This window comes from Vibrio sp. 10N.261.45.E2 (genome assembly GCF_002875705.1).
Lineage (GTDB): Bacteria > Pseudomonadota > Gammaproteobacteria > Enterobacterales > Vibrionaceae > Vibrio.
The window spans coordinates 72,762-95,508 of record NZ_MCZZ01000130.1 but is presented as its reverse complement, the minus strand read 5'-3'; the positions used below and the strand labels follow the sequence as shown (position 1 = coordinate 95,508).

At 44.4% G+C, this 22,747-nt stretch carries 23 protein-coding genes; 17 read left to right on the top strand and 6 right to left on the bottom strand.

The window, feature by feature from the left end:
- Positions 1–100: 100 nt before the first annotated feature.
- From BCT34_RS14855 to purF, 7 genes are all read left to right on the top strand, one after another.
- Positions 101–5,098 carry a FimV/HubP family polar landmark protein gene (locus BCT34_RS14855; protein ID WP_102305859.1) on the top strand — a complete coding sequence of 1,666 codons (4,998 nt, stop codon included), beginning with the start codon at positions 101–103 and terminating at the stop codon, positions 5,096–5,098.
- A gap of 193 nt (positions 5,099–5,291) precedes the next feature.
- A complete protein-coding gene (truA, locus tag BCT34_RS14850; protein WP_076653678.1) occupies positions 5,292–6,086 on the top strand; it encodes a tRNA pseudouridine(38-40) synthase TruA in 795 nt (264 codons plus the stop codon).
- Between the two features lie 176 nt (positions 6,087–6,262).
- On the top strand, positions 6,263–7,189 hold the full coding sequence (gene accD / locus BCT34_RS14840; RefSeq protein WP_076653675.1) for an acetyl-CoA carboxylase, carboxyltransferase subunit beta: 927 nt from the start codon (positions 6,263–6,265) through the stop codon (positions 7,187–7,189).
- A 42-nt stretch (positions 7,190–7,231) separates the two neighbouring features.
- Positions 7,232–8,494, top strand: a complete 1,263-nt coding sequence (folC, locus tag BCT34_RS14835; RefSeq protein ID WP_076653672.1) for a bifunctional tetrahydrofolate synthase/dihydrofolate synthase — start codon at positions 7,232–7,234, stop codon at positions 8,492–8,494.
- Positions 8,495–9,070, top strand: coding sequence for an SPOR domain-containing protein (locus BCT34_RS14830; protein ID WP_076653670.1), 576 nt, complete (start codon positions 8,495–8,497; stop codon positions 9,068–9,070).
- A 61-nt stretch (positions 9,071–9,131) separates the two neighbouring features.
- Positions 9,132–9,623 (top strand): CvpA family protein, encoded by a 492-nt coding sequence (locus BCT34_RS14825; RefSeq protein ID WP_009848678.1) that lies wholly within the window; start codon positions 9,132–9,134, stop codon positions 9,621–9,623.
- A 34-nt stretch (positions 9,624–9,657) separates the two neighbouring features.
- Positions 9,658–11,172, top strand: a complete 1,515-nt coding sequence (gene purF, locus BCT34_RS14820) for an amidophosphoribosyltransferase (protein ID WP_076653667.1) — start codon at positions 9,658–9,660, stop codon at positions 11,170–11,172.
- A gap of 76 nt (positions 11,173–11,248) precedes the next feature.
- On the opposite strand, the gene BCT34_RS14815 is transcribed toward purF, so the two are convergent.
- A complete protein-coding gene (locus BCT34_RS14815) occupies positions 11,249–12,124 on the bottom strand; it encodes a LysR family transcriptional regulator (RefSeq protein WP_060982248.1) in 876 nt (291 codons plus the stop codon).
- 228 nt (positions 12,125–12,352) lie between these two features.
- Between BCT34_RS14815 and BCT34_RS14810 the strand changes: the two genes are divergently transcribed.
- The 7 genes from BCT34_RS14810 (at position 12,353) to recR (ending at position 18,282) form a co-directional block, all read left to right on the top strand.
- On the top strand, positions 12,353–13,456 hold the full coding sequence (locus BCT34_RS14810; RefSeq protein ID WP_076653664.1) for a response regulator: 1,104 nt from the start codon (positions 12,353–12,355) through the stop codon (positions 13,454–13,456).
- Between the two features lie 148 nt (positions 13,457–13,604).
- Complete coding sequence (locus tag BCT34_RS24460) at positions 13,605–13,742, top strand: hypothetical protein (protein ID WP_017067606.1); 138 nt, start codon at positions 13,605–13,607, stop codon at positions 13,740–13,742.
- Between the two features lie 74 nt (positions 13,743–13,816).
- Positions 13,817–14,188 carry a YbaN family protein gene (locus tag BCT34_RS14805; protein WP_029225617.1) on the top strand — a complete coding sequence of 124 codons (372 nt, stop codon included), beginning with the start codon at positions 13,817–13,819 and terminating at the stop codon, positions 14,186–14,188.
- 160 nt (positions 14,189–14,348) lie between these two features.
- On the top strand, positions 14,349–14,894 hold the full coding sequence (gene apt / locus BCT34_RS14800) for an adenine phosphoribosyltransferase (protein ID WP_076653662.1): 546 nt from the start codon (positions 14,349–14,351) through the stop codon (positions 14,892–14,894).
- A gap of 18 nt (positions 14,895–14,912) precedes the next feature.
- Positions 14,913–17,123 (top strand): DNA polymerase III subunit gamma/tau, encoded by a 2,211-nt coding sequence (dnaX, locus tag BCT34_RS14795; protein WP_076653659.1) that lies wholly within the window; start codon positions 14,913–14,915, stop codon positions 17,121–17,123.
- A gap of 152 nt (positions 17,124–17,275) precedes the next feature.
- Complete coding sequence (locus BCT34_RS14790) at positions 17,276–17,605, top strand: YbaB/EbfC family nucleoid-associated protein (protein WP_017062338.1); 330 nt, start codon at positions 17,276–17,278, stop codon at positions 17,603–17,605.
- A 77-nt stretch (positions 17,606–17,682) separates the two neighbouring features.
- Positions 17,683–18,282 carry a recombination mediator RecR gene (recR, locus tag BCT34_RS14785; protein ID WP_019823189.1) on the top strand — a complete coding sequence of 200 codons (600 nt, stop codon included), beginning with the start codon at positions 17,683–17,685 and terminating at the stop codon, positions 18,280–18,282.
- Positions 18,283–18,349: 67 nt separating this feature from the next.
- Here recR and aqpZ read toward each other — a convergent pair whose 3' ends face one another.
- The gene (aqpZ, locus tag BCT34_RS14780; RefSeq protein WP_076653656.1) at positions 18,350–19,039 is read right to left on the bottom strand and encodes an aquaporin Z; all 690 of its coding nucleotides are present in this window, start codon (positions 19,037–19,039) and stop codon (positions 18,350–18,352) included.
- A 100-nt stretch (positions 19,040–19,139) separates the two neighbouring features.
- Positions 19,140–19,388, bottom strand: a complete 249-nt coding sequence (locus tag BCT34_RS14775; RefSeq protein ID WP_017059389.1) for a YkgJ family cysteine cluster protein — start codon at positions 19,386–19,388, stop codon at positions 19,140–19,142.
- A 159-nt stretch (positions 19,389–19,547) separates the two neighbouring features.
- Between BCT34_RS14775 and BCT34_RS14770 the strand changes: the two genes are divergently transcribed.
- Complete coding sequence (locus tag BCT34_RS14770; protein ID WP_076653653.1) at positions 19,548–19,988, top strand: YcgN family cysteine cluster protein; 441 nt, start codon at positions 19,548–19,550, stop codon at positions 19,986–19,988.
- A gap of 119 nt (positions 19,989–20,107) precedes the next feature.
- Here BCT34_RS14770 and BCT34_RS14765 read toward each other — a convergent pair whose 3' ends face one another.
- Genes BCT34_RS14765 through BCT34_RS14755 form a run of 3 tightly spaced genes read right to left on the bottom strand, consistent with a single transcriptional unit; the run spans position 20,108 to position 22,208 of the window.
- Complete coding sequence (locus tag BCT34_RS14765) at positions 20,108–21,133, bottom strand: tyrosine-type recombinase/integrase (protein ID WP_076653651.1); 1,026 nt, start codon at positions 21,131–21,133, stop codon at positions 20,108–20,110.
- Entirely contained in the window at positions 21,130–21,600 is a 471-nt protein-coding gene (locus tag BCT34_RS14760; RefSeq protein ID WP_076653649.1) for a hypothetical protein, read from the bottom strand. Before BCT34_RS14760 ends, BCT34_RS14765 begins: the two co-directional genes overlap by 4 nt.
- An 8-nt stretch (positions 21,601–21,608) precedes the next feature.
- Positions 21,609–22,208 (bottom strand): helix-turn-helix domain-containing protein, encoded by a 600-nt coding sequence (locus BCT34_RS14755; RefSeq protein ID WP_076653647.1) that lies wholly within the window; start codon positions 22,206–22,208, stop codon positions 21,609–21,611.
- Positions 22,209–22,400: 192 nt separating this feature from the next.
- Here BCT34_RS14755 and BCT34_RS14750 point away from each other — a divergent pair, with 192 nt between their 5' ends.
- Both BCT34_RS14750 and BCT34_RS24455 read left to right on the top strand, forming a co-directional pair.
- Positions 22,401–22,601, top strand: a complete 201-nt coding sequence (locus BCT34_RS14750; RefSeq protein WP_029856908.1) for a hypothetical protein — start codon at positions 22,401–22,403, stop codon at positions 22,599–22,601.
- Positions 22,598–22,744 carry a hypothetical protein gene (locus BCT34_RS24455; protein WP_165690296.1) on the top strand — a complete coding sequence of 49 codons (147 nt, stop codon included), beginning with the start codon at positions 22,598–22,600 and terminating at the stop codon, positions 22,742–22,744. The genes BCT34_RS14750 and BCT34_RS24455 overlap by 4 nt, the downstream gene beginning before the upstream one ends.
- Positions 22,745–22,747: the final 3 nt, after the last annotated feature.

The window sequence follows — 22,747 nt, the reverse complement described above, 5'->3', positions numbered from 1 at the left end:
AACACATTTTTTGTTTTCATCTCTATAGTTTTACGTCATTTATCCGATATATTTAATAGATCATCACTTTTCCGAATTTAAGCACCTAGCTGAGCCTTTTATGTTTCAAATTTTCAAGCCGTGGTTAATGCCTTTTGCCTTTATCATTGCGACTCAGATTTCCGTTGTTCGTGCAGATTCCATTCGAGTTGTAGGGCCTAATGGCCAGATACAATCAGCGCCTACGTTTTCAGAACCTCTTCAAAGAGCGCAGTCAAATAGCGCTGAGCCTTCACGTTTCTATGGTCCAACTCGCGGCTCAGAAACATTGTGGTCTATTGCCTCAAAGTTACGCCCTGATAACTCCGTTTCAGTCCAACAAACCCTGTTGGCTATTTATCGCTTAAACCCACAAGCGTTTGAAAACCAGAATATTCATAGCCTGCTGCCTGCTAGTAATTTACGTGTGCCTTCTTTAGAGCAAGCTCGTGCAAGCTCAACGCAACAAGCAATCAACATCATGAACTCGCACCTTGCTAAGCTTGATGCTCCTGCGAGTAAGCCTGTCGCTTCAAAACCAAAAGCGTCGAGTTCAGATTCGAAAAGTGCGACACCTACCAAACAAATAACTACTGCTGAAACCGCAAAAAAAACATTGTCTCCAACTCAATCTTCTCAAGCTCAATCCGCTCCAACCTTAGAGATGAACAAGTTAGAGAAACAGCTGGAGCTTTCAGAAACGGAACTCTTGTCACTTGAAGAGAAAAATCACCAACTTCGCTTGATGTTATCGAATGTTCAATTGGAAGTTGATGAGCTAAAAACAGAGCTCAGTGATGAAGATCGCATTCGTAGTGAAGTAGAGAAGCTGCTTGATGAAGAGCGCAGAAAGAACGCTGAAATTGAAAAAATGGCACCAAGTGCCATGGATGAACTGTTATCGAATGGTTGGTTAGTCGCGGCTCTTGCGATTATCCCGGGTCTGTTACTGGGTTTGATCATTGTGATGCTGTTAGGCCGTCGTTCTAAAAATGATGAGCAGCAGCAAACCGCTCAAGAACAACCGATTCAGCCAGAACCAAGCACCGTTGCGCCTATTACACTGGGCGACGAGATGGACGATCTTAACGAGCTGTCTTTAGATGATGATTTGTTTGGTACGGAAGATGACGCCAACAAGTTGTTTGATGATCAAGCGCTAGCTGAAGAAGACGATGTCTTTGCCGGTCTCGATGAGTCTGATCTCGACTTTAATCTCGATGGTGAAGACGATGACCCGTTTGCCAGCATCGGCGAAAACGGTGATTTAGACACGAATTTCGACGATCTAGACTTAGACAGTAGCAATGGCATCAGTGTCAATGGCGAAGAGAAGGCACTTGGTCTTGAAGAGATGGAGCGCGCATTAGACAAAACAGCGGAAAGCGCCATCGATACGGATGATGTCGATTTTGATCTTTCTGATGATAACGCAATGTCTGCTGATGACATTGAAGCTTTGCTATCTCAAGAGTCTGAAACTGAAGATCTCGGTTCCAACGAGCTAGACCAATCTCTATTAGATGATCTGTTTGCTCTTGATGACGAAGATGATGACAGCTTCGATATTGATGCTCTGATTTCGGAAGAGCAAAGTGGTTCGCCTTCTAGCACAGAAAAACCTGCAAGCGATGATTTTGACATTGATGCGCTTATCTCAGAGCAACAAAGCGATGCGAAGCCTGCTGACTTGAGCAATGACGAATTTGATATCGATGCTCTGATCTCTGAACAGCAGGCTCCACAACCTGCGGAGCCAAGTGTAGAAGACGATATTGATGACATCTTTGCTCAGGTAGCCGCTCAAAATGATCAAAACGACCCTTTCAATCTTGATAGCGATGATGAAGTTACCAAAGACTTAAACAGTGGTTTGGCATCTGATGATGATATCGAAAACATTTTGTCTCAGTTCGATAAGCCAATCGTAGACGAAGACGTTCAAGACAGCGTTGATCTGCTTGATGAGCAATTGGCAGGCGATGATGTCGACCTAAGTAATTCGACAGACCTTCTTGATGAGATGCTAGGGGACGATTCGGATGATGAGTCTGAAAGCGAACCTCTTGGCTTTGATGCTCTGTCTGAGCTTGAAGAGCTTTCTGGCCTATCAACAGACGATGAGTTAAACATTGCGGAAGATAGCACGGAAACCTTAGATGAGCTTATCGGTGATTCTGACGATGATGACTTCGAACTCGATGCTGATAGTACCGATTTGCTTGATGATTTCCTTGATAGTGAATTGTTAGCTGATGATGCATCAACAGATGAAGCGAGCGAGAAGGACACGGAATCTTTAGACCCGTTTGATGATCTACTAACAAGTGGCATTGAAGACGAGCTTGAATCAGAAGAGCATACGTTTGATAAAGAGTTAGACGCGGCCTTTGATTTTGACAACGCCAGCGATGAACCTATTAAAAACTCAGACGTTGAGACTACTCAATTACCGTTAGAGCCTTCTGAGGTTGAACCAGAGCAAGCTGAGAACGTTAGTGAAACATCACAACCTGAGCAAATTAACGATGAGTCATTAGATTCAGAACAGACGCAAGACAGCTCAGAACTTGAACCAGAAAGCGATGATGTTAAGCCACAAAACGATGAAGCCTTTAATCGTGATGACTTCATCGATGACCTATTTGGTGTAGCTCCAGCAACAGATGCTCTGCTTGATGATTCGCTAGAAACAACAGACGAAGCGTTGATTGATGAGTTAATGACGTCTGGCGACAGTGGTGTATTGGAAGCGACTGAAGAGCCTGTTCAAGAGCCAAACGAAAAGTCTTCTGAACCTAAACAAACACCAAGTTCGGATGTTTTAGATTCATTACCGGAAGAAACAGAACTGCCTGTTAAAGATAACGAACTGGATATCGACTCGCTGTTATCTGAGAATTCTGATTTTGAAGAACCCGCTTTCGCTGAGTTAGAACAAGAAGCGCTTGAGCCTAAAACAACAGATAGACAAGACACTCACGAAGAAATCGCGCCTAGCTTTGAAAACCAAACGTCACCGGCGTCATTGAGTGATATCTCGGATGATGAAGAAGATACGGTTGAAGATTGGTTAGCAGAAGCGATCGACGATGTTGAGTCTCCAGCGAACATTGAGTCTGATTTTGACTTTGAGCCGAAAATTCAAGGTAGCGATCAGTTTGAAGATGTCGTTGAATCCCTGCCAGAGCCAGAGCCAGAGCCAGAGCCAGAGCCAGAGCCAGAGCCAGAGCCAGAGCCAGTTCGTGCTGCAAATATGCCAGAAATTATTCCAAATGAATTCGGCGTACCACAAGATGACGATTGGCTGATTGAGGGTGAGACGTCTGAGCCAGAAGCATTAACAGAAACTGACGTAACACCAGAGCCAGTAACATCCGTTGTTGAACCTCAGCTAGACGCTGAACCGCAAGTTGAAGCTACACCACAAGCGGAAGTGGCAGAACAAGAAAGCGAAGATGAATTCTCGTTTGATGACTTTGAGTTACCTGAGTTTGGTGAAGAAGACGCACTAGCGGAAGCTGCTGCACCACAAGCAGAAACAGCGGAGCAAGAAAGCGAAGATGAGTTCTCGTTTGATGACTTCGAATTGCCAGAGTTTGGTGAAGAAGACGCACTGGCAGAAGCTGACGCTGAATCAACAGCAGAACCAGTAACGCCTGCTATTGATGCTCAAGCAAGTGTTGAACCTCAAACTGAAGCCCAAGTTGAAGCGCAGGGGCAAGACGACGAAGAGTTTTCGTTTGATGATTTTGAGTTGCCGGAGTTTGGCGAAGAAGACGCACTGGCAGAAGCAGATGCTGAATCAACACCAGAGCCAGTCACGCCAGTTATTGATTCTCAACCAAGTGCTGAATCGCAACCAACCGCTGAGCCTCAACTAGATACTGAGCCACAGGCTGAAACTGCGAAACCAGAAAGCGAAGAAGAGTTCTCGTTTGATGACTTTGAGCTTCCTGAGTTTGGTGAAGAAGACGCGTTAGCAGAAGTAGTCAGTGAACCGGATGAAGCGCAGTTAGAGCAAGATTTAGCGCCTGACACCGAGAAATTCGAGTTCGATGACCTTGATCTTCCTGAGTACGATGAAGAAAGCGCAAAAGCGGACTCTGTTTTAGATGATATTGAGCAAAGCAATGCTGAGCCGGTAGCGGAAGACGAAGGCGTAGAATTCGATGAGTTTGATTTGCCGGAATACGGTGAAGACGAAGCGATCTCCGATGCATTTGCAGAGAAACCTGCACCACTGACTGCTTTCAGCCCGCAAGGCGAAGAGCAAGATGCGTTGCATGATTTGTTCTCAAACCCTCAGAGCTTTAGTCAAGCTGATGATTTCTCGAATTCAGAAGACTCTGAGTTGGCTAGTTTTGCACAGCCAGAAGAATCACTGAGCGCGGCTTCAGAGCCAAAACCAATGCCTACAGCCGTTCAAGATGAGCCACTAGAAGGCTTTGATGATTTTGATGAGACAGCATTGGCTGAGTTGCTTTCTGAAGATGTTCAAGATTCTGTCGACAACATGTTTGATAAGCCATTGGATGCAACATCGATTGACAGTGCTGGGCTGGATATTGACGCCATGCTTGAAGTTGGCGGCGAAGACTGGAAAGGCTTTAACTTAGCGCCAGAGCAACAATCGAACATGCACAATGATGTTCCTGATGACCAACAAGAGATTTGGGCGTCGGTTGAACAGCAAGCTGAACCGAAGATCAAAGAAGAGAATTGGGCTAAACAAGACAACCTGACCGAATCAGGCAACAGTCGTGATAAACAATACATGACGATTGATGAACTGATGGCTCAAGTCGAGCAAGAAGGTGAAGAGGTCATTAATCCAGATGATGAAGAGCTCAAACTGGATGTTGGCCTAAATGAATTCCCTGATGTTATCGGTGATATTGGCAATTATGATGTCGACAGCAATGCAGAAGCTGCGGGTAAGCTCGATTTAGCCAAAATCTACATCGAGATGAGTGACTCGCAGGGTGCAATTAAGCTTCTAGAAGAGGCAATAGTTGACGGCAGTGATGATATTCGTCGAGAGGCAAAAAACCTTATCGATACATTAAATGGCCGATAAATTAACAAACCACAAAGGGTAGCATTAGCTGCCCTTTATTTTTTGGCGATACAGAGCGCTGCTGTTTTGTTTGGTTTCCAGAAGCATCATCTAGGTCGATGCTGATGGTTTATTGAAGTTTTAGCCCCATCCTATTTGGGCTAGCACTGATTTCCGTATATACTTCTCGCCCATTTTCAAAGAGAACAAGAACATGAAAATTGCTTTAGGTATTGAATACAACGGTACCCACTACTTTGGTTGGCAGCGCCAACGAGACGTGAAAAGTGTCCAAGAAGAATTGGAAAAGGCTCTTTCAGTTGTCGCGAATCACCCTGTAGAAGTTATGTGCGCAGGCCGTACAGATGCCGGTGTTCACGGTACGGGACAAGTCGTTCACTTTGAAACTAATGTCGATCGTAAAATGGTGGCATGGACAATGGGCGCGAATGCCAACATGCCAAAAGATATTGCGGTTCGTTGGGCGACAGAAGTGAATGAGGATTTCCATGCTCGTTTCTCTGCTACTGCACGCCGTTACCGATACATTATCTTTAACCATGCCCTACGTCCTGGCATTTTGAATTCAGGAGTGAGCCATTATCATGGTCATCTTGATGAGAAAAAAATGCATGAAGCGGGTCAGTACTTACTCGGTGAGAATGACTTTACTTCGTTCAGGGCAACACATTGTCAATCTCGTAGCCCATGGAGAAACTTGATTCACCTGAACGTGACTCGTCATGGACACTACATAGTGATCGATATTAAAGCGAATGCGTTTGTTCACCACATGGTGAGGAATATTACTGGTAGCCTGATTGCCGTAGGTAAAGGAGAGCAGAAACCAGAGTGGATTCAGTGGCTTTTAGAAGCTAAAGACCGAAAAGTAGCCGGCGCAACTGCAAAAGCAGAAGGCTTATATCTGGTGGATGTTGATTATCCTGAACATTTTGGGCTACCACGAGAGCCAATTGGTCCTCTATTTTTGCCGGATAATTTGAACTAAATGTGAGACTTAGGTTCAAAAATTATTACGGTTTAGTGCGTAAGATAGTGCCAGAAAATAGGTACAACCAGTTTTTTATCTACAGTCGCTGTTTTATGTGCTTTAATTCCCACGCATAATTCCCAAATTTATTTCTTTCGCAATCAAGCGGAAGAATCGAAACAAAAAGGTCTTCCATGAGTTGGCTTGAAAAGATTTTAGAAAAAAGCAACATCGTAACATCTCGTAAAGCGTCTATCCCTGAGGGTGTTTGGACCAAATGTACTTCTTGTGAGCAGGTTTTGTACCATGCTGAACTAGAGCGTAACCTAGAAGTATGTCCAAAATGTGACCATCACATGCGCATGAAAGCACGTCGCCGTCTGGATACATTCCTAGACAAAGGTGAGCGTGTTGAACTAGGTGCTGATCTTGAGCCACAAGACAAGCTGAAGTTTAAAGACTCTAAGCGTTACAAAGAACGTATCTCTGCTGCTCAAAAGAACAGTGGTGAAACAGACGCATTGGTTGCAATGAAAGGCGAACTACTTGGTTTACCTATCGTAGCGTGTGCTTTTGAATTCTCATTCATGGGCGGCTCAATGGGTTCTGTTGTTGGTGCTCGTTTCGTGAAAGCGGTAGATGCTGCGATCGAGAACAACTGTGGTTTGGTTTGTTTCTCTGCAAGTGGTGGTGCACGTATGCAAGAGGCGCTTATGTCTCTAATGCAAATGGCAAAAACCAGTGCTGCTCTTGAGCGTTTATCTGCGAAAGGCCTGCCGTTTATCTCTGTAATGACTGACCCAACAATGGGTGGTGTTTCTGCAAGTTTGGCAATGCTTGGCGATATCAACATTGGTGAGCCAAAAGCGCTTATCGGTTTTGCTGGACGTCGTGTAATAGAGCAAACTGTACGCGAAGATCTTCCTGAAGGTTTCCAACGCAGTGAGTTCCTACTAGAACACGGTGCTATCGACATGATCGTTGACCGTCGTGAGATGCGTCAGCGTGTTGCAAGCCTTGTTGCTAAAATGACCAACCAGCCTTCACCATTAGTAGTTTCTGTGAACGATTCACCGAATGAAGCTACTTATGAAGTACCAGAAGCGCCAGAAAAAGGGTAAAGTACCTTCTAACAAACCAACTTAATTATGGTTATGAGTTAGATGAGTCAACAACCTATTCCTCAAGCCACATCCTCTTTGGAGATGTGGCTTGATTATTTATCAAACATCCATACAAGCGCTATTGATCTTGGATTAGACCGAGTTCAGGCCGTCGCCTCTAAGGCAAACCTCACCAAACCTGCTCAACATGTTATTACTGTTGCCGGAACCAATGGCAAAGGCTCAACATGTGCACTGATGGAAGCTATTCTATTGGACGCTGGTTATTCTGTTGGTGTTTATAGCTCCCCTCACTTAATTCGTTATAACGAACGTGTTCGTATCAACGGCCAAGATCTATCTGATGAAAAGATGGTTCAGTCTTTTGATTTCATTGAGAAAGAACGTGGTGAAATCAGCCTTAGCTTTTTCGAATATGGCACTTTAGCGGCGTTACGCGCATTTCAAACCGAAGCGGTTGATGTTGTGTTATTAGAGGTTGGTTTAGGCGGGCGTTTAGATGCGACCAATATTGTTGAACATGATGTTTCAGTGATTACGAGTCTGGCTGTCGACCATGTTGACTGGCTAGGTGATGACATCAATGTGATTGGTTTTGAGAAAGCGGGTATTTATCGTAGCGGTAAGCCGGCTATCTGTGGTCAACCTAAGCCGCCAGCGACGGTTGCTGCGCACGCCGATGATATTAAAGCGGAGTTTTACCAGGTCGATATCCAATATACCTATGCAGTTGATGGCGATACTTGGAACTGGCATAGCGGTGCATTCCAACTGGAATCACTTCCTATCCCAACATTACCACTCCCTAACGCGGCAACAGCGTTGATGGCATTGGGCACATCAGAGTTAGATATTAGCGATGTGAACGTGGTTAATGGTTTGAAGAACGCTCAGCTTCCTGGGCGCATGCAACAAATTAGCGACCAACCCGTGATTGTGCTGGATGTAGCACACAACCCGCATTCGGCTGAATACTTTGCACAGCAAGTAACGAAGAAGTATGCAGGTAAAAATTTACACGTTGTAGTCGCCATGCTTCACGACAAAGATATCCCGGCGACATTGGAAGTATTAGCGCCAATCACAACTCATTGGTACCCAGCTTCACTGCAAGGGCCACGCGCAGCGACAGCTGATGAATTGTGTCAAAGCCTGCCGGAAGGTGTAGAGCAACATTCAAACCCTGTAGCAGCGTTTGAATCAGCTTTAACTTCTGTTAAAGGTGACGACGTTGTGCTGGTTGTCGGTTCTTTCCATACCGTGGGTGAAGTGTTGGAGCATTGGCAGAAAAAAGGAAACTAAATGGCAAGTAAATTCCAAAGCCGATTAGTCGGCACCATCATTTTAGTGGCTATTGGTGTGATTGTATTACCCGATGTACTGGATGGTAAAAAGCTCCACTATAAAGAAGAGTTTGCAAGCATTCCGATTAAGCCTGAGCTTGATAGTAATGTTGAAGTGTTTGAAGTACTCGATCCCGTTGAAGACCAGATCGCGCTACCGGACTCTCCGGTCGAGCAAGTGGTTGAAAGTGGTGTTGCTGATAATTCAGATACGCAAACCGCTTCGGCTTCCAATAATAAAGAAGCCGACGAAGTGGCAGTAGTAGTGAAGCAGGTACCAGAAAAAAATGAATACCAAGACAGCGCTTGGATCATTCAACTAATGGCTTTGAAGAATGCTGACAACGCAAAAAACGTTGTTACGGATCTGCAAAAGCGTGGTTATCAGGCTCACACCAAGCAAGAAAAAACTTTTACGCGAGTAATTATTGGCCCGGATGTCTCTAAATCCAAACTTGAGCGACAAATTAAGGAATTAGAAAAAATTACGGGTTCAAAAGGCCAATTGCTCAAATTTAAACCGTTAAATCCATAAGAAAACGTTTGCGTCAGCATTTTTTCTGTTAAAATGCGCGCCAACTTAAGATGAAGAATTCATGAATTGGTTAGATTTTGTCATTTTAGGCGTGATCGGCTTCTCTGCCGTGATCAGTTTAGTTCGTGGTTTCGCTAAAGAAGCCTTGTCACTCGTTATTTGGTTTGGAGCATTTTTTATTGCTAGCCAGTACTACGCTAAATTAGCGATGTACTTTACCAATATCGAAGATGAGATGTTTCGAAACGGAACGGCGATAGCAGCATTGTTTGTTGCAACGTTAGTTGTCGGTGCCTTAGTTAACTATGTCATCGGCCAGCTAGTTCAGAAAACAGGGCTGTCAGGTACAGATAGAATCCTCGGTGTCGTCTTTGGTGGCTTACGTGGTGTTTTGATTGTGTCTGCAGTGTTGTTTTTCATGGATGCGTTTACTGCATTCCCAAGTTCTGAGTGGTGGAAGAATTCGCAATTGGTTCCGGAATTTAGTCGAATCATTGCGCCGTTCTTCGAGCATTTACAAGCAACATCTAGTTTCTTATCTGGCGCGCTCTAGCGCCAGTTAATGTCGAAAAATCGAGGATTAGGACATGTGTGGTATTGTTGGAATCGTGGGTTCAACACCTGTAAACCAGTCTATTTATGACGCTTTAACGGTATTGCAGCATCGTGGCCAAGATGCCGCTGGTATTTGTACCATAGAAAGCAATCGTTTCCGTCTGCGTAAGGCGAACGGTTTAGTAAAAGATGTTTTTGAAGCAAAACACATGCAGCGCCTACAAGGCGAAGTTGGTATTGGCCATGTTCGTTATCCTACAGCGGGTAGTTCAAGTGCGTCTGAAGCTCAGCCTTTCTACGTAAACTCTCCTTTTGGCATTACGTTGGCGCACAACGGTAACCTGACAAACGCAAACGAAGTGCGTGAGAAGTTATTCGAAAAAGACCGTCGTCATGTAAACACAACCTCTGACTCTGAAGTTCTACTGAACGTATTAGCTCATGAGATCGATACTGTGAAAGGTAACGTAACTTCAGATGACGTTTTCCGCGCAGTAGCAAATGTGCACCGTACTATTCGTGGTGCTTACGCCGTAACTGCGATGATTATCGGCCACGGTATGATTGCATTCCGTGACCCACATGGTATTCGTCCGCTGTGCCTTGGTAAGCGTGAAGTTCAAGGTAAAACAGAGTACATGGTTGCGTCTGAATCGGTAGCACTCGATGCTGTTGGTTTCGACTTCATGCGTGACGTAGCACCTGGTGAAGCTATCTACGCAACGTTCGACGGTGAGCTTTTCACTAAGCAATGCGCAGACAACCCACAACTAAACCCATGTATCTTTGAGTTTGTATACTTTGCTCGCCCAGATTCATTCATCGACAAAATCTCGGTTTACAGCGCACGCGTTGAGATGGGTGAGATGCTAGGTAAGCGCATTAAGGAAGAGTACGCAGACTTAGATATTGATGTGGTTATCCCAATTCCTGAAACATCAAACGATATTGCGCTACGAATAGCTCAAGCGATCAATAAGCCGTACCGTCAAGGTTTCGTAAAAAACCGTTATGTTGGCCGCACGTTCATCATGCCTGGTCAGCAACAACGTAAGAAGTCGGTTCGCCGTAAGCTCAACGCAATCCGCTCTGAATTTAAAGGTAAGAACGTTCTATTGGTTGATGACTCTATTGTTCGTGGTACGACATCAGAGCAGATCATTGAGATGGCTCGCGATTCTGGCGCAAACAAAGTGTTCATGGTTTCAGCTGCTCCAGAGGTTCGCTTCCCTAACGTTTATGGTATTGATATGCCGAGCGCGACAGAGCTGATTGCTCATGGTCGTGATAACGAAACGATTTGTAAGCAGATTGGTGCAGACGCTCTGATTTTCCAAACGCTACCAGATTTAATCGCTGCGGTAGGTATGGGCAACCAAGACATTGCACGTTTCGATACTTCTGTATTTAACGGTGAGTATGTAACGGGCGATATCGACCAAGCGTACTTAGATTTCCTAGATTCTTTGCGCAATGACGACTCAAAGGTTCAGCGTGAGATCCAACAGGACCTGGCTAACCTAGAGTTGCATAACGAAGGCGCTTAGCTTTTAGTTAGTAACGAGAATATAAAAAACCAGAGCATCGGCTCTGGTTTTTTTGTTTGTGAAGTAGGGGATTAACCTAGTGAATGTGGTACGCGATCACAAAATCAATAAACAGTCTAACTTTCTCTGGTAGATGGTCTTTGTGGTTATAAAGCATGTAGATGTCGCGAGGGTTAGCACTCCAGTCTTCTAAGACTTGCACTAAGCTACCATCTTCAATGTATTCACGGATCATCACGTCAGGCATCAGGGTGATACCTAAACCTTCTGAGCAAGCTTGTCTCACGACGTTAAGCGCATTCGCGTTGAAACGACCTTTCTCGCTATTCACTACCGTCTCTTCATTCGAATTACTCAGCTGCCATTTAATCAGCGGGTAGCCTTTGAGTAGCGAATGGTTCGCGAGTTCTTCAGCATGGCTTGGTGCTGGGTTCTTCGCTAAGTACTCAGGGCTCGCGATAAGAATATCTTTCACTTCACTGATTTTTCGAGCGATTAGGCTTGAATCACGCTGTGGGCCGACACGGAAAATCACATCCCACTCAGTTGGATCCAACTGATCAGCTTGGTTATTCATCATTAGCTCAATATTGATATCAGGGTATTGAGTCATGAAGTCACTGAACATTGGCATCATCATGCGTTTAGTCAGGTTTGAAGGCGCCGTAATGCGAATCTTACCGGAAGCACCTTTACAGACATCCGTCAGCTCTTCGGCAGTCGAAGAGAGACGTTGCAGTAACGGGGAGCATTCATTGAAGAAACGTTCGCCTGCCTCTGTTAAAGAAAGTTTACGCGCGTGTCTATTGAGAAGCCTAAGGTTCAAAGAGTCTTCTAAGGCTTGGATGCGTCGTGTGATGGTCGCAACCGGAATCATAGTCTTGCGCGATGTTGCGGTGTAGCTCCCATTTTCAACGACGAGTCGAAAGAGGTTTAAATCATCTAATTTCATAAATTCAGACACATTTGTTTACAATCTCATCTAATTTATACGTAACAGTGAGATCAATGTTTGCGTTACGTCAACTCGTTGCACTATTTACAAGTATTCCAACCCTCGTCACGAATTACCAGTAAAGAGTGCAAATTTGTGTATTTAGCATTTTATTACTAAGTTTTATATTAGTTCTTAGAACAGATAACAATAATAATTCGACTTAGTTTTGTGAGGTTATAGATTATGTACAAAACTCACAGTCAGCCAGTAATGACCTCGGCTCAGGAAGTAATTAACCAGAAATGTGTAATGTTGGTTGATGACGATCCTATTTTTCGCCGTATAACTAGTGCGTACCTAGATAAGGTTGGTTATAAAGTGGTTGAGGCTGAAAATGGACTGGACGCTTTGCAAAAGCTTAGAGACTCAGCGCCAGATTTAATTGTGTGTGACTTATCAATGCCGATACTGGATGGCATCGAGCTTGTAGAAGAGCTCAGTTTAGAGTACCCATCACTGCCTATGATCGTTGTGTCTGGCACGGATGATATGTCTGATGTTGCGAAAGCACTGCGATTCGGCATCAAAGACTTTTTGGCGAAACCTTTAGAGGATCACGGTCACTTAGGAAGTGCAATTGCGAATACATTGACCGACTCTTTCGATAACGTTTCAGACCAGAGAGATTTTTCGAGTCAATGGTTTTGTGTGGATGACGGGGGAGAGATCCCTGAAGACCAAGAACTGCATTGGCACCTGAATTACCTTCAAGATAACCCAAGCGCTGCAAAAGATTTATTGCATGCACTGCTTCCAGAGAAAGATACGCGACAAGGGTCATGGCGTTGCAGTTACCGTTTACTGCAATCAACAGAGATGATGCCACTTGTGTTTGATTACGCGTGGATGATGAACGGACAGTTTGCTTTTTACCTCGTTGATTCATCGTCGTCTGATAATGGTGGCTCCGCGACAACACTGTTGGTGAGAGCGCTGTTCCATGATTACATAAGAAACAGAAAAGATTTTAATGTTGATCTTAAGGATATTGCGGAGATCTTAGAGAAGGGGATTCGTTGCTCTAAATGTTCCACCCCTGTGAATGCACTGTTTGGTGTTGCTGACCTTGCTGAGGGAACCATCTCCATTTTACCTGCGGGTTTAGATGGACAATGGTCGAATGGTGAGTTGAATCAACATATTGCAGCGGGCGAGCGCTTGGGGGAGAACTGTAAGAAGAATTTTATTACGCGAGACCTTCCGATTGAACAGGGCTGCCAACTTTCGTTGAGTCTACTTGGGTCGGCAAGTTTTAGTTTAGACATACACCAAGGGTCTACTGATTAACCCTATATTTCCTCGGTTTTTGTGAATAATTGATTAAGGTATAGTTGCGCAAATGGTGTGACTATGCCTTTTTTGTTAAATGCCAATTTAGCAAAGCGGGTTTGATTCCCCAGATACTTACCTTTACTAACAAAAACAAGAAGCAATCATGGCAGATAACAAAGACTTTCAAGACCCGTTTAATGTATTCTACTTTTTAGGATTTTTAGCCGCATTTTTAATGATTCCATTGCTACCAGCAACCCTTACGTTGATCCGTGTATTCAATGGTTACGCAACATTCTAGTTAAGCTGTCGTCGCCGATTGGTGATAGCTGACTCAAGGAGGCCACAATTAGCGTTCGAGTTTTAAGCCTCAATATTGCTGGTGGCCTTTGTATATTTCTTGCAGTTCTAGGAATAGTTTTACCTGTTCTGCCAACCACTCCTTTTCTCCTTCTTGCTAGTGCATGCTTTATGCGAAGCAATCCAAAAGTTCATAAATGGATGCATGAGCACAAAACGCTGGGCCCCTTGCTGAACAATTGGTATCAACACGGTGCCGTCACCAAACAAGTTAAAACGCGTGGCGTATTCTTTATTTTGTTGAGTTTTGCGTTATCTATCTACTTTGCCCCTATCATTTGGGTCAAAGCTTTCCTAATTTGCGTACTTGTTATTCTTCTCACATGGTTTATGCGACTTCCAACCCATGAGTTGGTTGCTGACAGCAAAGAAAATCACTACCATTAAGCCAGTGTGCCTGCTTGTATAGCGGGCGTTTATTATTTCAGCAATCAGAGTTATGACTCTCGTTGCAATGAATACCAACCGTACCTTTCCTTAACTCCAAGCGTTGATGTTGATTCGTTAACGAGAGTTTGGAAAGCGGCCTAATGAAGTGCATAAGATTATGAACACAGAAAAAATCTCTCTGATCAAAGCAAGCATCAAAAGCATTCCTGATTACCCTAAAGCGGGTATTTTGTTCCGTGACGTAACAAGCTTGATGGAAGATCCTGCGGCTTACAAAGCGACTATCGACCTGCTAGCGGAAACATACAAGGGCATGGGCTTTACTAAGATCGTTGGTACTGAAGCTCGTGGCTTCCTATTTGGTGCGCCTTTGGCACTTGAGCTAGGTGTTGGCTTCATTCCTGTTCGTAAACCAGGCAAGCTACCTCGTCAAACTGTGGCACAATCTTATGAGCTTGAGTACGGCACTGACACACTAGAAATCCATACTGATGCTATCGTCGAAGGCGATAAAGTGTTGATGGTTGATGATTTACTAGCGACAGGCGGTACGATTGAAGCAACAACAAAGTTGATTCGTCAGCTTGGTGGTGTGGTAGAGCACGCTGCATTTGTTATTAACCTTCCAGAAATCGGTGGTGACAAGCGCTTACAAGGCTTAGGTCTAGAAGTGTTTAGCATCTGCGAATTCGACGGTCACTAATCCTTTTCGGAATTATTCATGAGCTATCTTGCGTTAGCGCGAAAATGGCGACCAACCAAATTCAAAGAAGTGGTTGGTCAAGCCCATGTTTTAACAGCATTAGAGAATGCCCTTAGCCAGAATAGGTTGCACCACGCATACCTGTTCAGCGGTACGCGAGGTGTCGGTAAAACGACCATCGGCCGTTTGTTTGCTAAGGGACTCAACTGTGAAACAGGCATTACCTCAACACCTTGTGGTGAATGTGCAACCTGTAAAGAAATCGATGAAGGCCGTTTTGTCGACCTACTAGAGATTGATGCGGCTTCACGTACCAAGGTAGAAGATACCCGCGAGCTTCTGGACAATGTTCAGTACAAGCCTGCACGTGGTCGCTTCAAGGTTTACCTAATCGATGAAGTACACATGCTTTCTAGGCACAGTTTTAACGCGCTTCTAAAAACCTTAGAAGAGCCGCCTGAGTATGTGAAATTCTTGCTCGCAACGACCGATCCACAAAAGCTTCCTGTGACTATCTTGTCGCGTTGTCTGCAGTTCCATCTTAAGCCGATCAGCGTTGATAATATTCACGAGCAGCTTGACCACATTCTTGAACAAGAGAGTGTGACGTCTGAGTCTCGTGCGCTTGGGATGATTGCTCATGCTGCTGACGGCAGTATGCGTGATGCGCTAAGCCTTACGGACCAAGCTATCGCATTAGGTAACGGCAATGTCGTGACAGACACCGTGGCTCACATGCTTGGCACGCTAGATACCGACCAAGCTATCCACTTGCTTGAAGCGATCAGCAGTAAGCAGCCACAACAAGCGATGGCGTGTATCCAAAGTCTTGCTGAGAATGGCGTAGAGTGGGATGGTTTGTTGAATCAGCTTGCGACTCAACTGCATCGTTTGGCGATGTTCCAAGCTCTGCCGTCAACCTTAGATAAAGCACAGCCGGATGCTGAGAAGCTAGAACTGTTGAGTAAAGCGCTAAGTCCACAAGACATTCAACTCTACTACCAGATCGTGTTGAAGGGTCGTGAAGACTTACCATTATCGCCAACCGCTCGCGTTGGTATTGAGATGGTGGTTTTACGCATGTTGGCATTTAGACCGGCTGAACAAGCGGTTGCTACGGCTATCTCGACTCAGTCGACAAGCCCTGTTGCAGCTCCGGCTCAGAATCAAGCTCAGAGCGTTGCCCAACCTGTCAGCCAACCTGTGCCAACGGCAGCTCCGAGACAGCCGCAGATGCAACAACAGACGTCTCAACAACAGACTATGCAGCAACCTGTACAACAGCAGCAGTATCCAAATTCGCAAGGTTACGCTGAGCACGCAGGCAGCCAAGGTTATCCAGAACAGGATTACCCGCACAGTCAGTATGACGCGCCGCCGGCTTATGATGAGCGTCCAAGCTACGGTGCAGAGCAGCCTCAGCAGCAACAAACGAATTATCAGAGCCAGAGTCCGGTTCAACAGCCAAGCGCAGCACCTTCTACTCCGCAAGAGCAGCCAGCGCGTGCAACTTCGCCGGTGAGTGGTTTACGCCACCAATTACGTTCTCAACGTAGAGGCAGTGCGGCAACAGAAAACAAAGGTTCGGCGCCAAAAAAGGCTAAAGCGACACCAGCTAAAACTTCAGTTCTTGATCGAGTTGCTCAGCAACACGGTAGTTCTGAGCGGGTGTCGCCAGCTTCTTTATCAGCCTCTTCGACAGAAAATGTGACCAACGATAATGAACCTTATCGCTGGAAACCGTCTAAACCTGTAGTGAAAGAGGTGAGCAAAGAGCTTACACCTACTCAGATCAAGCGTGCGTTAGAGCATATTAAGACACCAGAAATGGTCGATAAATTGCTTCAAGAGTCGATTGCTCAAGATGAATGGTCCGCCACGATTCAAAAGCTAGAGACAGCCAAGCTTGTTGAACAGTTAGCATTGAACTCAGTGTTTGCTAAAAACGACACATCGATCACTTTAACGTTAAGAGCGAGCCAAGCTCACTTGAATACGGACCGAGCGCAGAGCGAGCTATTGCAGTCTCTCAATACAGTGCTTGGAGAAGAGTGTCATTTGAGCGTTGAAATCGGTGATGGTGGGGAAACACCACTAGAATTACGAGAAAGATTGTATCAAGGTAAGTTGAAAGACGCGTTTACTGCTTTAGAAAACGATGCCAATGTACAGTTCATTGAACGACGTTTTGCCGCTGAACTCGACAGAGACAGCGTTCGTCCTATCTAGAACATTTTCTCGTTTAGTGACCGGCATATCATCCCAGATAAGCAAATCTGAGAACTGAACATCGAGGGGTTGAATCACACTGTTTTAACCCCCATTTAAGCTCGTATAGCTTAATTAATTTTAATAAACCAATTAGACCAGAGAGTATTAACATGTTTGGTAAAGGCGGTATGGGCAACATGATGAAGCAAGCCCAGCAAATGCAAGAGCGCATGCAAAAGCTTCAAGAAGAAATCGCAAATATGGAAGTTACAGGTGAGTCAGGTGCTGGCCTTGTAAAAGTAACGATCACTGGTAGCCACAGCGTTCGCCGTGTTGATATCGATGAAAGCCTAATGGAAGACGATAAAGAGATGCTTGAAGATCTTATTGCTGCTGCTTTCAACGATGCGGCTCGTCGCGTTGAAGAAACTCAAAAAGAGAAAATGGCTAGCGTAACTGGCGGAATGCAACTTCCACCAGGTATGAAGATGCCTTTCTAAGAAACTAATTCTAAAGGTTTATTCAAGTTGCGGTTTATCTTGAGTAAACCGTTATTTGAAAATTAGAACGGTTAAATATGCGTACCAGTCATATGCTGGAGCATTTGATGGAGGCCTTACGTTGTCTACCTGGGGTTGGCCCCAAGTCGGCGCAGCGTATGGCCTTTCATTTGTTACAGCGCGATAGAAAAGGCGGCCTACAGTTGGCTGAAGCTCTTAGCCAAGCAATGACCGAAATTGGTCACTGTAATGAGTGCCGTACTTTTACTGAAGAAGATACCTGCCACATTTGTACCAATCCTAAACGTCAGGAAAATGGTCAAATCTGTGTAGTAGAGAGCCCTGCGGACATTGCAGCTATCGAAGCAACAGGCCAATATTCTGGTCGTTACTTTGTGCTTATGGGGCACCTTTCACCACTTGATGGTATTGGTCCAAGTGATATCGGTCTCGATGTTCTGGACTACCGTTTACGCCGTGGTGATATCTCTGAAGTAATCCTAGCGACTAACCCAACAGTTGAAGGGGAAGCGACGGCGCATTACATTGCTGAGCTATGCAATGCCCATGAAGTGAACGCAAGCCGTATCGCTCATGGTGTTCCCGTTGGTGGTGAGCTAGAGCTGGTGGATGGCACCACGCTTTCGCACTCCTTACTCGGTCGTCATAAGATCTAAAAAAGCCGCTTGGTGAATCATCACCAAGCGGCTTTTTCTTTTATTACATTAGACGTTTTTTCAGAGCTTAATCTGATCCTCTCACCGCTTTGTATATCATTGCGCCAATTACGGCACCAATAATCGGTGCTATCCAGAATAGCCATAACTGTGATACTGCCCAGTCACCGACAAACACAGCTACGCCAGTACTTCGAGCGGGGTTCACTGAGGTATTGGTTACAGGGATACTGATAAGGTGAATTAGGGTTAAACAGAGACCAATCGCAATGGGTGCAAATCCCGCGGGCGCTTTAGAATCGGTTGCTCCCATGATCACGAATAGGAATACCATGGTCATGACCACCTCACAGACTAGAGCTGCAGTTAGTGAGTAACCACCGGGAGAGTGCTCTCCAAAACCATTCGATGCGAAGCCTGATGAGACAGCATCAAAACCAGCTTGGCCAGAAGCAATAACAAATAATACACCGCCGGCAATAATACCTCCGAGCACTTGAGCAATGATGTAAGGGACAACATCTTTGGCGTCAAAGCGACCACCACTCCACAGTCCAATAGTAACAGCAGGGTTTAGATGACAGCCGGATATGTGACCAATAGCGAAAGCCATGGTGAGCACTGTTAAACCAAAGGCGAGGGAAACCCCGAGCAAGCCTATACCTACATCGGGAAAAGCTGCGGCTAATACGGCACTACCACAACCACCTAACACCAACCAAAACGTACCAAACATTTCTGCGATATACCTATTCATAACTATCCTTATTAATCTGTACCAGTATCAACAAGATAGTTTAGATTTCGCAACTTTGTGAAATCTTGGGCATATAGGAGAAAGAAAAGGGCAAATACGCTTAAGTAATGGCTTCTAACTCGATCAAATTATCAAGGGCTTCTTGGTCGGTTTTACCACAAATGACAGGGCAGGCTTTGAACTGATGGCATACCTTAGGGCGTGAAGGTTGACCAAATAATTTACACAGGTCTTGCTCATTTAATTGGATGCAGCGTACGCCAGCAGGCTTACCATTAGGCATACCAGGAATAGCAGATGTAATACTTGGAGCGATACAACATGCTCCACAACCTAGGCGACATTCCATCAAATTAAACTCACAAAATAACAGGGTGCGCGATAGTAGCAAAAAATGACGAGAGTGACAGCTGTTGATTGAATCAAAGAATGAACAATTATTATCCTTGAACTTTTTATGGGCTAGCGGTATAACACGCACCCCAGTAAAAGAGTAAGAAGTAATCCTATGACGAATCCATTTTGGCAAGAAAAAACACTAGAACAGATGACCGAGAATGAGTGGGAATCACTTTGTGACGGTTGTGGTAAGTGCTGCCTGCATAAACTAATGGATGAAGATAGCGATGAAGTTTACTACACCAATGTAGCGTGTAGCTGGTTAAACGACAAAACATGTTCGTGTAAAGACTACCCGAACCGTTTCACTTCAGGTGAAGAGTGCTTGAAGCTGACTCGTGACAAGATCGATGAGTTCCACTGGCTACCAGACACTTGTGCTTACCGTCTTCTATCTGAATCTAAGCCTATCCCTGAATGGCACCCATTGATCACAGGTTCTAAATCTGAGATGCATGCTGCTGGTGAAAGCGTTCGTAATAAAGTGGTTTATGAAATTGATGTAGTGGATTGGGAAGATCACATCTTAAACCATCCTAACAGGAGCTAGGCATAGCAAGGTATGTCAAGGCTTTGCTTGTGGTCATTTCATCAATAACCATCAATATTTATCTATATTCTGAAAATTTGTGGACATAATGTGGACGTTTTAGTGTCCACATTAGCCACTTATTTGAGGTTCGCTAAAGGGTTTTTCGTGACCACATCTTCTAGGTGATCGGGGGCTAGGTGAGCGTATCGCATGGTTTGTTTTATGTCACTGTGACCAAGGATTCGTTGCAGGGCGATAATGTTACCACCGTTCATCATGTAGTAAGACGCAAAAGTATGGCGCAGAACGTGGGCAGCTTGCTGCTTTAATCTTGGAATGTTCTTGGTAATAAAGCGATAGATTGTAGTGTAACCGATGTTAAATAGTGGCCCTGAACCCTCTTTGTAAATCACATCATAAAGTTCTGGGCTGATCGGTACCGAGCGATTCTTTTTACCTTTCGTCTGCGTAAATGTGACTTTGTATTTAGTTAATTGAGAACCCGTTAAATTTGCTGTTTCTTTAAAGCGACCACCTGTCGCTAGACAAAGCTTAATGATTTTATGAATATCTTGATGGAACTCGTGGGCCTCTGCTTTTGCAATTAAGTCTTGCATTTCCTCAACGGTCAAAAACTCCATTTCCGTTTCATGTAGTTTGAATTGTCGAACAGACTGCAGAGGGTTTTCACCTTTCCATTCGCCCATTCGTTGCAGTTCAACAATCACCGCATTTAGCAAGTCTTGTTCGTTATTACAGGTGCGAAACGTTACCGCCACTTTTCGCCCGTTCAGGTCTGCGACTTCTCCGGCAATGCGTCGAGTTCGATAGTCGGTGAACATAGCTGGCGTGACTTTTTGATAAAGAGGATCGCCCATTGCTAACCCAATAACCTTTAGTTTGTTGTAGGTGTATTTGGAATGGGCTAATGACTGGCCGTGGCGTTCCTGCCATAAATCAATCATATCCAGTAGGCTGCGAGTTTGGCTTTTTTCACCTAACCACGGTTTATCGTCTGTCTCTTTTAAAACAAACTTTTCATAAGCCATCGCTTCGCCCTTAGTAGCGAAGCGTTTTCTTATGCGTTTGCCGTTGCGACCATTTGGCCGAACATCGCAAATCCATGGCTTTTTATTTCCATCTTCTAGTTTACGCACGCTCATTTTTGTTGAGGCCGAGTAAGCAAGCGTTGTTCGAATATCATTTCGTCTGGTTGGGTCTTGGTAAGGGAAGTTTGCCCTTGTGATGTGGCAACTTTAATGGTTATAGCCTCAAAACTAGATAAACCAATCTGAGGAAGAATTTTTCTAAGCTCTTTTGGAGTGGAGTTTCCTCTATCGAAATAGTCATAGAGACGAATTTGAGAGGAACATAAGTCATTTTTATTTTTCGCTAGAAGTTGTTTGAAATAGCCACCATGAGAAAAGGCTTTGCCGTCAGTAACTTCAAATTCAAGAGAGTATATGAGCTTTTCATTTTTGAATGGTTCATTGAAACAGATTTGAAATGAATCGTGTGACACCGCCTTAATTTCGTTAACTTCTGGATTAGAAAACCATGCTAAAGCCACGCTAGGCGCTAGCAGTGGAATCAGAGCTAATTTAAACGGTTTCATAATGTGGCTAGCCATATTTACACCTACTCTTTGACCATGCTCATGGTTACTCGACCAAGCACATTTATGTCTTCTTCTGATGCTTCAATGGTTGAGTTGCCGAAACTGATAGCAAGCTTTTTTCCGGGTAGTCGCTGAACATGATTTATTGAATGAGCACCGTCAATTTGAATCAGATAGCGTCCTGATGTGGCATGAGTTTCTTCTGAGTTGATAAAGCATCGCTGTCCGTCATGATCTACGATAATTGTCTTGCTAGCTTTCAGTCCGTAACCATCCAGTGTAAGAGAGTCCAAAGAAAGTGATCCCCTTTCTTCTAATTGACCATTTACTATTGAATTAACTTTGATGGAGTCAGCAGGGACTTGTTCGTCATCAAATGGCTGGCCCTCACCTAAAGCAAGGTATCTTACAGAAGCTCCAGATTTCAGATGTTCTCTGACAATAAGTTCAAACCCTGTTCGATCATGATGATGCCAAGTCGAGAATGTAGAACTTGGTATGCCGTAGTAGTCACTCATAAGCTCATATGTCTTACATCCAGTAACTTCTTTTAGCTTTTTTGTAAATTCTCGCCCTTTCAAATACTCAAATGGAGGGACTTTTGATTTTAGTCTGCTCATATAACAAGCCTGCTTTCACTTAAATGACAAACTGACTCCAAAAAAACACTTTAAATGAGATCTAAAAGTAATTTCTTATTTTAAATCTTGTAAATGAAAGAATTTGATCGTAAGTTTGTCTCATACGAAATGATGGTTAACCAATATCACTCAATTACCATCAAATACACTCAAACAAGTAGGATACCACTTATGGCAACTCTACAAATAGCAATTGATGCGCCTATCTGCACAAAAAAAGAATTTTTACGTCGCACTGGCATGTCCTCATCTACGTTCGACCGTCAAAAAGACCTTGGCAACATTCCTGTAGTTCCAAAGCAAGACACCAAGGGCCTGATTATGGTCAACATGGTGAAGTACATGGAAAAGCTAGCGGCGCAACAAGTATGAAGTTCGCTATCCCACCTAAAACCAAACTCACCCTGCAAGATGCAATGAGTGAGTCTTGGGAAGATAAATACCCGAACAAATGTCCGCTATGGCTCAATATCGTTGGCTGGTCATTCGTTTTCGCACCGTTCTTCTTCATTTGAGTA